This window comes from Streptomyces sp. NPDC043870, from assembly GCF_056435785.1.
On record NZ_JBWKDT010000081.1, the window covers coordinates 1 to 12262 of the forward strand.

A 12262-nucleotide genomic window follows, 5' to 3' on the forward strand; every position below is an offset into this window, starting at 1 on the left:
GCGGTCCTACACCCCCCCCGCAAAAAAAAACACCCCCCCCCCCCCCCCCCCCCCCCCCCCCCCCCCCCCCCCCCCCCCCCCCCCCCCCGCCGCTGGTGAGGCTGGTTACAGCCGAGCAGCTCAGAGGCCGAGCTCGACCTCGAACTCGCCGGCCTCCAGGATCGCCTTGACCGCGGTCAGGTAGCGGGCGGCGTCGGCGCCGTCCACCAGACGGTGGTCGTAGGAGAGCGTCAGGTACGTCATGTCGCGGACGCCGATGACCGTGCCCTCGGGGGTCTCGATGACGGCCGGACGCTTGACCGTGGCACCGATGCCCAGGATCGCGACCTGGTTCGGCGGCACGATGATCGTGTCGAACAGCGCGCCGCGCGAGCCGGTGTTGCTGATGGTGAAGGTCGCACCGGCCAGCTCGTCCGGAGTGATCTTGTTGCCGCGCACCTTGCCCGCCAGGTCGGCGGTGGCCTTGGCGATACCGGCGAGGTTCAGGTCGCCCGCACCCTTGATGACCGGGGTCATCAGGCCCTTCTCGGAGTCCACGGCGATGCCGATGTTCTCCGAGTCGAAGTAGGTGATGGTGCCCTCGTCCTCGTTGATCCGGGCGTTGACGACCGGGTGGGCCTTCAGCGCCTGGGCCGCCGCCTTGACGAAGAACGGCATCGGGGACAGCTTGACGCCCTCACGGGCGGCGAACGCCTCCTTGGCCCGGCCGCGCAGCTTCATCAGCTTGGTGATGTCGACCTCGACGACCGAGGACAGCTGGGCCTGGCCGTGCAGCGCCTTCATCATGTTGTCGCCGATGACCTTGCGCATACGGGTCATCTTGACCGTCTGGCCACGCAGCGGGGAGACCTCGAGGGCCGGCGCCTTCTTCGCGGTGGGGGCAGCCGCGGCCGGAGCCGGTGCGGCAGCGGCCTTCGCGGCCTCGGCGGCGGCGATGACGTCCTGCTTGCGGATACGGCCACCGACACCGGTGCCCTTGACCGTGGACAGGTCCACACCGCTCTCGGCGGCGAGCTTACGGACCAGCGGAGTGACGTACGCACCCTCGTCCACCGGGGCGGCGGGGGCAGGCGCCGGGGCGGCCGGGGCGGCCGGGGCGACGGGGGCGGCCGGAGCCGGAGCAGCCGGGGCCACCGGAGCCGGAGCGGCAGCGGCGGGAGCGGCCTGCACCGGAGCGGGCTCCGGAGCCGGGGCGGCCGGGGCCACCGGGGCGGGCGCCGGGGCCGGAGCGGCAGCCGGGGCCGGCTCGGCGGGGGCGGCCGGAGCAGCCGGAGCGGCACCCGGGGCACCGATCACGGCGAGCTTCGCGCCGACCTCGGCGGTCTCGTCCTCGCCGACCACGATCTCCAGCAGCACACCGGAGGTGGGCGCCGGGATCTCGGTGTCGACCTTGTCCGTGGAGACCTCGAGCAGCGGCTCGTCGGCCTCGACGGACTCGCCGACCTCCTTCAGCCAGCGGGTGACGGTGCCCTCGGTGACCGACTCGCCCAGCGCGGGGAGCACGACGTCGGTGCCGGCGGCGCCGCCGGCCGGAGCGGCCGGAGCGGCGGGCTCGGCGGGCTCGGCGGCGGGAGCCGGAGCCGCGGGGGCCTCGGCGACGGGGGCGGCCGGGGCCGGGGCCTCGGCGGCCGCGGGGGCCGGGGCGGCAGCGGGCGCGCCCGTGCCGTCGTCGATGACGGCCAGCTCGGCGCCGACCTCGACGGTCTCGTCCTCGGCGACCTTGATGGCGGCCAGGATGCCGGCCGCCGGGGCGGGGATCTCGGTGTCGACCTTGTCGGTCGACACCTCGAGCAGCGGCTCGTCGGCCTCGACGCGCTCGCCCTCGGCCTTCAGCCAGCGGGTGACGGTGCCCTCGGTGACGCTCTCTCCGAGCGCCGGAAGGGTTACGGAAACCGGCATGGTTTCGGTTGCTCCTTACGAATGTGCGGTAGTGGTCGTCGCGCCCGTTGACTGAACTCAGTCGTGGGAGTGGAGCGGCTTGCCGGCAAGGGCCAGGTGGGCCTCGCCGAGCGCCTCGTTCTGCGTCGGGTGCGCGTGGATGAGCTGCGCGACCTCGGCCGGCAGAGCCTCCCAGTTGTAGATCAGCTGAGCCTCACCGACCTGCTCGCCCATACGGTCACCGACCATGTGGACGCCGACCACGGCACCGTCCTTGACCTGGACGAGCTTGATCTCGCCCGCGGTCTTCAGGATCTTGCTCTTGCCGTTGCCCGCGAGGTTGTACTTCAGAGCGACGACCTTGTCCGCGCCGTAGATCTCCTTGGCCTTGGCCTCGGAGAGACCCACGGAGGCGACCTCGGGGTGGCAGTACGTCACCTTCGGCACGCCGTCGTAGTCGATCGGGACGGTCTTCAGGCCGGCCAGCCGCTCCGCCACCAGGATGCCCTCGGCGAAGCCGACGTGCGCGAGCTGGAGGGTCGGGACGAGGTCACCGACGGCCGAGATGGTCGGCACGTTGGTCTGCATGTACTCGTCGACGAGGACGTAGCCGCGGTCCATGGCGACCCCGGCCTCCTCGTAGCCCAGGCCCTGCGAGACCGGGCCGCGGCCGACGGCGACCAGCAGCACCTCGGCCTCGAAGGTCTTGCCGTCGGCGAGGGTGACCCGGACACCGTCCTGCGTGTACTCGGCCTTCTCGAAGAAGGTGCCGAGGTTGAACTTGATGCCGCGCTTGCGGAAGGCGCGCTCGAGAAGCTTCGAGCTGTTCTCGTCCTCGACCGGGACGAGGTGCTTCAGGGCCTCGACGATCGTCACGTCGGTGCCGAAGGACTTCCACGCGGAGGCGAACTCGACGCCGATGACGCCGCCGCCCAGCACGATCGCGGACTTCGGCACCCGGTCCAGGACCAGCGCGTGGTCGGAGGAGATGATGCGGTTGCCGTCGATGGTCAGACCCGGCAGCGACTTCGGCACGGAGCCGGTGGCGAGGAGGACGTGGCGGCCCTGGACGCGTCGGCCGTTGACGTCGACGGAGGTCGGGGAGGACAGCCGGCCCTCACCCTCGATGTACGTGACCTTGCGGGAGGCGATCAGACCCTGCAGGCCCTTGTACAGCCCGGAGATCACCTCGTCCTTGTACTTGTGGACAGCCGGGACGTCGATGCCCTCGAAGCTGGCCTTGACACCGAACTGCTCGCTCTCGCGGGCCTGGTCGGCGATCTCGCCGGCGTGCAGCAGGGCCTTCGTGGGAATGCAGCCACGGTGCAGGCAGGTGCCGCCGACCTTGTCCTTCTCGATCAGGGCGACGTCCAGGCCCAGCTGCGCTCCGCGCAGTGCCGCGGCGTAACCGCCGCTACCACCGCCGAGGATCACTAGGTCGAAAACGGTGCTGGCGTCGTTCGCCACGTCACGTCCTCCATGCATGTGCGCCGGGCGCCGGTCGTCCAGACCCACGCGGCGGCTGGTGTTCGGCCGCTTATCGTCGGCCCTCTGGTGGGGGCCCTGTCCTGCCGAGAACCCATCTTCGCACTTGTTGACGGAAGGCGGGACGCGGGGCCGGGGTCCGAGACGGCGGTTCTGCCGTCCTTGCGGTTACTCGTCCGTACGAACCTACGGATTTCGTTGAAGGCGTACGGCCCCGGGGGTATTCCCGAGGCCGTACCCCGGTGCGAGCACCGGCTCCACCGGAGCGGCTGACGCCGCGCCCCCTGTGTCACATCAGCCGAGGTCGCCCGCGGCGGTGCGCTCGGCGAGCTTCACCAGGGTGCGCACCGCGGAGCCGGTGCCGCCCTTGGGGGTGTAGCCGAACGGGGCGCCCTCGTGGAAGGCCGGGCCCGCGATGTCCAGGTGGGCCCAGGTGATGCCCTCGCCGACGAACTCCTTCAGGAACAGACCGGCGACCAGGCCGCCGCCCATCCGCTCTCCCATGTTCGCGATGTCGGCGGTCGGGGAGTCCATGCCCTTGCGCAGGTCAGCCGGGAGCGGCATCGGCCAGGAGTCCTCGCCGACCTCCTCGGCGATCTCGTGGACCGACGTACGGAAGGCGTCGTCGTTCGACATGACGCCGAACCTGCGGTGGCCCAGGGCCAGCACCATCGCGCCGGTCAGGGTCGCCACGTCCACGATCGCGTCGGGGTTCTCCTCGGACGCCTTGGCGATCGCGTCGGCCAGCACGAGACGGCCCTCGGCGTCGGTGTTGAGCACCTCAACCGTCTTGCCGCTGTACATGCGCAGGACGTCGCCGGGGCGGGTGGCGGTGCCGGACGGCATGTTCTCGGCGAGCGCCAGCCAGCCGGTGACATTGACCTGCAGGCCGAGGCGGGCGGCCGTGACGACGGCGGCGAACACCGCGGCGGCGCCGGCCATGTCGCACTTCATCGTCTCGTTGTGACCGGCCGGCTTGAGCGAGATGCCGCCCGAGTCGTAGGTGATGCCCTTGCCGACCAGGGCCAGGGTCTTCTCCGCCTTGGGGTGCGTGTAGGCGAGGCGGACCAGACGCGGGCCGTTGGCCGCGCCCTGGCCGACGCCGAGGATGCCGCCGAAGCCGCCCTTGACGAGCGCCTTCTCGTCGAGCACCTGCACCTTGATGCCGTGCTCCCTGCCGGCGGCGGTGGCGACGGCGGCGAACGACTCGGGGAAGAGGTCGTTCGGCGGGGTGTTGACCAGGTCGCGGGCGCGGTTGATCTCCTCGGTCAGCGCGATCGCGCGGTCGGCCGCGGCTTTGAACGCCTTGTCGCGCGGCTTGGCGCCCAGCAGGGCGATCTCGGCGAGCGGCTGCTTCTTGCCGTTCTTTCCGCCCTTGGTGTCCTTGGCGTCCTTGCCGTTGCCGTCCTGGTAGGCGGTGAAGGCGTACGCGCCGAGCAGCGCGCCCTCCGCGATCGCCTCGGCGTCCTCCGAAGCCTCGATCGGCAGCGCGAACGCCGCCTTCTTCGTACCGGCCAGCGCGCGGGCGGCGCAGCCGGCGGCGCGCCGCAGCGACTCGGCGGTGTACGCCTCGTCCTTCTCCGGGACGGCACCGAGACCGACCGCGAGCACGACCGGGGCCTTGAGTCCGGACGGCGCGGGCAGCTTCGTCACCTCGCCCTCGGCACCCGAGGCGCCGAGGGTCTCGAGGACGGTGGCGAGCTTCCCGCCGAACGCCTTGTCCACGGCCTCGGCGCCGGCGGCGACGACCGGGCCCTTGGCGCCCTTGGCGACGCCCACGACGACCGCGTCGGCGCGCAGCGTCGTAGCGCCGGCAGTGCTGAGAGTGAGAGCAGTCACGGTGGTGAATTCTCGCTTCCGTTTAGTCCTGTGGCCGAAAAGGTGGGCTCGGCCGTGCCCGGCGCATCGTAAATCGGGCGAGTCGGAGCGCCGGCACCGAGCCTACGCGCGCTGCCGACGTTCGCTCATGGCGGCGGCCGTTCACCCATCCGTGGTGTCTCCATCGCGTTTCCCGCGAGGAGAGTGCGTCCTACGCCACACTCGGGCCGAAAGCGCAAGGGAGCAAGTAGCTGCTTTGCATGATTTCCACAGGTCCTCCCCGGAATCGCCGCAGGCGAGGGCCGTCGAGGGTGGGGGGAAACCCTGGTGCCCGGGTTCAGCACGAGCGGACCGACGCGCGCGCTCAGCCCGAGGAGACCGGGCAGGATCGGCACGGCAGCGGTCGCAGCTATCTCTCCACCGGCGCCTGGGAGGACTTCCGTCCGGACGCGGATCGACGCGGTCGAACCGGACAACATGGACGGCTACCGCAACGACACGGGCTTCCCCCTCACCGCCGCCGACCAGCTCCGCTACAACCGGCTGATCGCCCGGCTGGCCCACGACCGGGGCATGGCCGTCGGCCTGAAGAACGACCTGGACCAGATTCCCGAGCTCGTACGGGACTTCGACTTCGCGGTCAACGAACAGTGCGCCCAGTACGGCGAATGCGCGCGGCTGACCCCGTTCGTCCAAGCGGGCAAGGCGGTGTTCCACGTCGAGTACGAGCTGCCGGCAGACCGCTTCTGCCCCGAGGCGCGGCGGCTGAGGCTGAGCTCGATGCTGAAGAAGTACGAGCTGGGGGTGTGGCGCGAGGCCTGCCAGGTCGTGTCCTCGAACCAGGAAGTGTCCTCAAAGCAACGCCGCCCGCCCGAAGGACGGACGGGACTTCGAAGACGCGGCCGAGGGCTTGCTGATCCGGTCGGCCGTCAGCCCGTCGTGAGGGCGACCAGCGCCACCGTCCCCGCAGTCTCCGCGACCGCCCCGAACACATCGCCCGTCACGCCGCCGAAGCGCCGTACGCAGTGCCGCAGCAGCAGCTGGGCGGCGGCCAGCGCGAAGACGACGGCGAGGGCGTACCGGAGCGTCCCGTACGGGCCGAAGAGCGCCCCCGCTCCCGCGGCGGCCGCGGTGACGAGGGCGGTCACTGCCCACGCATGGCCTACGGGGACGGTGGAGGCGACCGCCGCGCCGAGGCCTTCCGGGCGGGCCGCGGGGACTCCCGCGCGGGAGGCGAGGGTGAGGGCGAGACGGGCCACGACGCCCGCGCACGCCGCCGCCACCGCGCCGTACGCCCAGCCGTCCGCGTACAACTCGTAGAGCGCCGCGACCTGTGCCAGCAGCACGAAGACCAGCGTGATCACACCGAACGGCCCGATGTCGGACTGCTTCATGATCCGCAGCGCGTCCTCGGCGGGCTTGCCGCTGCCCAGGCCGTCGGCGGTGTCGGCGAGGCCGTCGAGATGGAGTCCCCGGGTGAGGACGGCGGGTACGGCGGCGGAGCCGGTCGCGGCGAGCAGCGGGCCCGCGCCCAGCAGGAGCAGCAGTCCGCCGATGGCCGCCGCGCACAGGCCGACGACGAGTCCGGCGAGCGGGGCGCAGAGCATTCCCGCTCGCGCCGCGTCACGGTCCCATCGGGTGACGCGCACCGGCAGCACGGTGAGGGTGCCGAAGGCGAACCGCATTCCGGCGGGGCCATCTGTCGTCAAGGAGCTCACCGCGCGCAGGGTAGTCGGTGCGCTCCGACGGTAAATTGCGCATGACGGACAAAACAGGAGCGGGTGGCATGGGTCACTGGTTTTACCGCAACATCGTGGAGCCGGGAAAGCTCCCGCTGCTGCTCGCGCTGGCCTCCTTCGTCCTGACCTTCCTGATCACCCGGACGGTCACCCGGCTGATCAGGGCCGGGAAGGGGCCGTTCCGGAACGTCCGGTCCGGCGGCCTCCACATCCACCATGTGGTGCCCGGGATCGTCCTCACCGTGACCGGCGGCTTCGGGGCGGTCGCCAGCAGCGAGCAGACCGGGGCCGGCACCGTCACCTTCGCGGTGATCTTCGGCATCGGTGCCGGACTCGTCCTGGACGAGTTCGCGCTGATCCTCCATCTCGACGACGTCTACTGGACCGAGGCGGGCCGCAAGAGCGTTGAGGTCGTGGTGCTCACCGCGGCCCTGCTGCTGCTCACCCTCGGTGGATTCGCGCCGCTCGGCGTCAACGACATCACCGAGGACGAGCGCGACGACCGCCGGGTCTTCCTGCTCACCCTCGCCATCAACTTCGGCTTCGTTCTGATCGCCCTCCTCAAGGGCAAGCTGCGGATGGCGATCATCGGCATGCTGGTTCCGTTCGTCGCGCTCATCGGCGCGGTCCGGCTGGCCAGACCCGCCTCGCCCTGGGCCAGACACCTCTACCGGCACCGCCCGCGTTCCCGGGCGCGGGCGTTCCTGCGCGCCTTCCACCGGGACAGACGCTGGAGCGGGCCACGCCGCAAGCTTCAGGACCTGATCGGCGGCGCACCGGACCGGCTGCCGGCGCGCGACGCCGACCAGCGGTGAAACCCGGCGGAGACCGCGCACACCACCAGCACCCCGCCGATGGCCGCCAGATGCTCCTTGCCCGCGAGATTGTTCTTGACCAGCACCTCGACGACCATCGCGACGATCACCATGCTCATCGTGATCCAGGCCCGGTAGCGGTAGCAGACATAGATCGCGAGGCCCACCACCGCCGCCGACGGGCCGGTGTCCACGACCTGGGCGTCGGTGGCCGGCAGGCCCAGCGGATGATCCGGGCCGAACGCGATGGCGACCCGCGCGAACATCGTCCCGGCCAGCGTCGCCGCGTACGCGATCGCCAGGGTCCGCCACCGGCCCAGACAGATCTCGGCGATGCCGAACACCAGCAGGATCTGCACCAGTGCGCCCCACACCGGCAGATCGAGCGCGGGTACGAAAAGGGAGAGCGGGGTACGGAGCAGCGCGAGCGACAGAGGGTCCTCGGCCCGCAGCGAGCCGATGTTCTGCACCGGCTGGAAGCCCCAGGGCTGGTTCTGCACGAGCTGGAACAGCGCGGTGAGGCAGACCGCGGCGACCGTCATCGGGACCGCCCGCCACCTGTTCGCCATGAGCGCCGGCCGCACGGTCGTGTACAGGGGCCCCCACTCCCGCCGCGCGAAGGCGCGCGGCGCGCTCACCGCGTTCCCCGCTTGCTCTCCAGGTGCTTGCGGTGGAGCCACTTGGGCAGGCCCGGGGCTTCCGGCAGGCCCTCGGCGCGGCCGGCGGCGATGCCGATGCGCAGGAGATCGGCGCGCTTTTCGAAGAGCATGAAACGCTGCTCCCAGATGGGTCGGTACTTGGCGTTGGCGCGGTACAGCGACTCGATCTGCCACCTGCGGGAGAAGGAGCTGAGGAGCGAGCGCCACAGCCTCGGCACGGGTCCCGCGCCGAGCCCCGAGCCATGTTCGAAGACCGGCCTGAACATCGCGAAGTTCAGTGGGACCCGAGTGATCCCGATCTCGTGCGGGCGCTGCGGCAGCCGGATGGCCATGAACGCCGTCAGGCCGTTCCCGGCGTCCCGGTCCCGGCGCACGAGATCGAGGGAGAGCCCCTTCCGACCCCAGGGAGCGAAGCTCGGCAGCACCCGCAACTCGCCCTGCGCGTCCGTGCGTTCGAGCATCGCGCGGCGCCCGTCGGCCGGGTCGCCGAGGCGGCGCCAGGGAGAATCCACGGCCGGTGGCGCCGTCGCGCCGGCCGGCCTCCTCGCTCGCGCCGAGCACGGCGGGAATCCAGCCGTGCTCGCGGGCCTCGGCCGGCCAGGGTGCGATCGAAGTGCCGCGCTGCGGCGCGGCCGTACGGTCGCGCGGGTGGAGCCCTCGACTGACAAGGCGCACAAACGGACCTCTCCCATGAAACGCGATCATATGGGGCACCGCGTGACGTGGAGGGTGCGTGCGGCCGGCCGTCCGAGCCGGCCGCGCGCGGTTGTGTCAGTCCGATTCGCCCTCGTTCTCGGTACGCAAGGGCAGTTCTGCGGCGAGCGCGGCCGATGCCTGCACGAGGGGGAGAGCGAGCAATGCCCCGGTGCCTTCCCCGACAGTGACGCCGTGGTCGAGGAGAGGGTTGAGCGCCATCCGGTCGAGTGCCTTCGTCTGCGCCGGCTCGCCGCTGACCTGGCCCGCGAGCCACCAGTCGGGGGCACGGAACGCGGCCCGCTGCGCCACCAGCGCACACGCCGCCGATACGACACCGTCCAGGATCACCGGCATCCGGCGCACCGCGGCCTGCAGCAGAAAGCCCGTGGTCGCGGCCAGATCAGCGCCGCCCACGGTCGTCAGCAGCGCCAACTGGTCGCCCAGCACGGGCCGGGCGCGGCGCAGCGCGTCACGGATCGCCGCGCACTTGCGCATCCACGCCAGGTCGTCGATGCCGGCGCCGCCGCGGCCCGTCACCACCGAGGCGTCCGTTCCGCACAGCGCGGCGATCAGCGCGGCCGCGGGCGTCGTACCGCCGACACTCAGGTCGCCCAGCACCACCAGGTCGGTGCCGGAGTCGGCCTCCTCGTCCGCGACCGCCATCCCGAGGCGTACCGCCTGCTCGGCCTCCTCGGTGGTGAGCGCGTCCTCCACGTCGATACGTCCGCTGCCGCGGCGCACCCGGTGACGTACGACGTCCTCCGGCAGCAGCGCCGGATCGCAGTCCAGCCCCGCGTCGACGATCCGCACCGGCACGTCCATCCGCCGGGCCAGCACCGCGACCGGGCTCGCACCCTCCAGCACGGCCCGCACCAGCTCGTGCGCGGTCCCCGCAGGCCGTCCCGACACGCCCAGCTCCGCGACCCCGTGATCACCCGCGAACAGCACCACCCGCGGCTGCTCGACGGCCCTCACCGGCACGGCTCCCTGCGCGGCCGACAGCCACTCACCCAGCTCGTCCAGCCGCCCCAGTGCCCCGGGCGGTACAGCCAGCCGCTCCCGGCGTTCCTCGGCATCGCGTCGCATGCCGTTGTCGGGGCGCTCGATCAGGTCGGAGAAGTCGTCGAGATTCAGCGAGCTCATTCGCCGAACAGTACCGGCCGTGGGTGCCCTTGCCCCCGCCAGGTCGCCCGTCGCGACCGCCCGTTGCGACCGCCTGCCGGGGCGACTGCGCGCGGGGCCCGCGGGCCCCGGTCGAGCCCGGGGCGGTGGGCGAGCCCGGTCGTCCACCACGCGCCCGCGGCCCTCGCGCGGCAGCTGCCGGGCCGCGCCCCTTCTTTGGTCGGCACGACCTTCGGTCGGAGAGTTCTTCGGCCGGTGAGCTCGGTCTGCGAGTTCTTCGGTCGCTGAGCGTGGACGTTGCGGTGGCTTTGCCGCGCCCGGGCGCGGCGGGGCGCCGGTGGGTACGCAGCCCCCACATCACCTCAGCGGTAGCGCCTGGCCCGCCACCACCAGCAGTACGTGCTCGCACTCCGCCGCGAACGCCGCGTTCAGGCGCCCCAGTTCGTCACGGAAGCGGCGGCCGGACGGAGTCGCCGGGACGACGCCCGCGCCGACCTCGTTCGTGACGGCGACGACGGTGCGCTGCGTGGCGCGCAGGGCCGTGACGAGAGCGGACGTGCGGGCGTGCAGGGCGTCGCGGCCACCGGCCGCCCATCGCTCGTCGTCCCACGCGCCGACCTGGTCCATCGCGTCGGTCAGCCACAGCGCCAGGCAGTCGACGAGCAGCGGCGGGCCGTACTCGGCGAGCAGCGGTACGAGGTCGCACGTCTCGACCGTGCGCCACGTGCCCGGCCGGCGTTCGCGGTGGTCCTCGACCCGGGCCGCCCACTCCGGGTCGTCCCCGCGCATGCCGCCCGTCGCCACGTACAGCACCTCCGGGAAGGTCTCCAGCCGCCGCTCCGCCTCCAGCGACTTCCCCGACCGCGCCCCGCCGGTCACCAGCGTGCGCCGCGGTACGTCCGGCACCGCGTGGTATTCGCCGACGTACAGCGTCGTGCCGTCCGGCACCGCCCGCGCCCCGGCCGCCGCCAGCCGCCGGTCCAGCTCGGCGCCCGGCGGCACATCGTGGTCGATGTGGACGGCGACGACATCCGTCGTGGCGCCGACCGCCCCCGCCGCCCGCAGCTTCGCCAGCCCGTCGGGCCGCCCGACGACATCGGCGACCACCATGTCGTACGGCAGCGGATCGCCGTCGATCGTCCCCGCCACCGCCCCGGCCGGCGGCAGGTACAGCAGCCGCTTGCCCTCCGGCGACGTCACCTCGTACCCCGTACCCGGCGAGTCCATCGCCACCGCACGCACCCGGTGCCCACTGATCAGTGTCAGCTCCTGCCCGTCCGGCACCCGCCCGGCCGTCGGCAGTCCTGCGGGCAGTTCCAGCGCCGGCCCGGCGTGCGGGTGCGTCAGCAGCACCTGCCGTACGCCGACGAGCGAGTGCCCGGCACGGGCGGCGGCCAGCGCTGCCCCGGGCGTCAGGTCGAGCAACAGCGCACTGTCGACGAGCAGGGCGGTCGCGGCGCGCGTCCGGGCGCCGCGGGAGGCGGCGCAGACGGCGCAGGGACAGTCGGGGCGGGGGAGGCCGGTGGGGGCCCCGGTACCGAGGAGAGTCAGTTCCACGGTCACGATCCTCCCGCGTCGCCGCCGGCGGTGCGCGCCCGGCTACGCTGCGGGCAGCAAAGCGATCAGCCAACCGATCAGCTAAACGATCAGCCGGCAGGACCTGGGAGGCGCACATGGCGTGGACGTGGCGGTTCGAGAAGTCCGACGGGACGGAAGTCCAGCCGTCCGTACAGCCGGAGGAATTCAGCACGCAGGGAGACGCGGAGTCCTGGATCGGCGAGGTCTGGCGGGACCTCGTGGAGGGCGGCGCGGACCAGGTGTTCCTGTTCGAGGACGGGAGCAAGATCTACGGGCCGATGAGCCTGCACGCCGAGGGCTGAGCCTCCGCGCGCTCTGCGCGAGGACTGGGGGGGGGGGGGGGGGGGGGGGGGGTTGGGGGGGTTTGGGGGGGGGGGGGGGGGGGGTGCCCGTCTCGGGCTTCCCGGGAGAAACCTGAGGGGCTGGGGGGGGGGGGGGGGTGGGAGGAGGGCGATCTTGCTTTTCGGGTACC

At 72.3% G+C, this 12262-nt stretch carries 9 protein-coding genes and 2 pseudogenes; 3 read left to right on the forward strand and 8 right to left on the reverse strand.

The genetic code is table 11. The features are described 5' to 3' along the window. Positions 1–120: 120 nt before the first annotated feature. The 3 genes from sucB to AC0699_RS38230 form a co-directional block, all read right to left on the reverse strand. Positions 121–1899: a 2-oxoglutarate dehydrogenase, E2 component, dihydrolipoamide succinyltransferase gene (gene sucB, locus AC0699_RS38220; protein ID WP_478670684.1), complete on the reverse strand. Its 1779-nt coding sequence runs from the start codon at positions 1897–1899 to the stop codon at positions 121–123. 57 nt (positions 1900–1956) lie between these two features. Further along, positions 1957–3345 carry a dihydrolipoyl dehydrogenase gene (gene lpdA / locus AC0699_RS38225; RefSeq protein WP_478670688.1) on the reverse strand — a complete coding sequence of 463 codons (1389 nt, stop codon included), beginning with the start codon at positions 3343–3345 and terminating at the stop codon, positions 1957–1959. Positions 3346–3657: 312 nt separating this feature from the next. Further along, a complete protein-coding gene (locus AC0699_RS38230; protein ID WP_478670693.1) occupies positions 3658–5202 on the reverse strand; it encodes a leucyl aminopeptidase in 1545 nt (514 codons plus the stop codon). Positions 5203–5552: 350 nt separating this feature from the next. Between AC0699_RS38230 and AC0699_RS38235 the strand changes: the two are divergent. Then, positions 5553–6003: pseudogene (locus tag AC0699_RS38235) on the forward strand (endo alpha-1,4 polygalactosaminidase); the annotation flags it as partial. A 107-nt stretch (positions 6004–6110) separates the two neighbouring features. Here AC0699_RS38235 and AC0699_RS38240 read toward each other — a convergent pair. Next, complete coding sequence (locus AC0699_RS38240) at positions 6111–6866, reverse strand: adenosylcobinamide-GDP ribazoletransferase (RefSeq protein ID WP_478670713.1); 756 nt, start codon at positions 6864–6866, stop codon at positions 6111–6113. A gap of 101 nt (positions 6867–6967) precedes the next feature. On the opposite strand from AC0699_RS38240, the gene AC0699_RS38245 reads away from it, so the two are divergent. Further along, complete coding sequence (locus AC0699_RS38245) at positions 6968–7735, forward strand: hypothetical protein (protein ID WP_478670697.1); 768 nt, start codon at positions 6968–6970, stop codon at positions 7733–7735. Here AC0699_RS38245 and AC0699_RS38250 read toward each other — a convergent pair. The 4 genes and pseudogenes from AC0699_RS38250 to AC0699_RS38265 form a co-directional block, all read right to left on the reverse strand. Then, positions 7675–8304: a hypothetical protein gene (locus AC0699_RS38250; RefSeq protein ID WP_478670716.1), complete on the reverse strand. Its 630-nt coding sequence runs from the start codon at positions 8302–8304 to the stop codon at positions 7675–7677. The genes AC0699_RS38245 and AC0699_RS38250 overlap by 61 nt on opposite strands. A 65-nt stretch (positions 8305–8369) precedes the next feature. Next, positions 8370–9006: pseudogene (locus AC0699_RS38255) on the reverse strand (phosphatidylglycerol lysyltransferase domain-containing protein); the annotation flags it as partial. 159 nt (positions 9007–9165) lie between these two features. Beyond that, positions 9166–10233: a nicotinate-nucleotide--dimethylbenzimidazole phosphoribosyltransferase gene (gene cobT / locus AC0699_RS38260; RefSeq protein ID WP_478670701.1), complete on the reverse strand. Its 1068-nt coding sequence runs from the start codon at positions 10231–10233 to the stop codon at positions 9166–9168. A 336-nt stretch (positions 10234–10569) separates the two neighbouring features. Further along, on the reverse strand, positions 10570–11769 hold the full coding sequence (locus AC0699_RS38265) for a bifunctional adenosylcobinamide kinase/adenosylcobinamide-phosphate guanylyltransferase (protein WP_478670705.1): 1200 nt from the start codon (positions 11767–11769) through the stop codon (positions 10570–10572). 116 nt (positions 11770–11885) lie between these two features. On the opposite strand from AC0699_RS38265, the gene AC0699_RS38270 reads away from it, so the two are divergent. Further along, positions 11886–12092, forward strand: coding sequence for a hypothetical protein (locus AC0699_RS38270; RefSeq protein WP_453669231.1), 207 nt, complete (start codon positions 11886–11888; stop codon positions 12090–12092). The last annotated feature ends 170 nt before the right edge of the window (positions 12093–12262 follow it).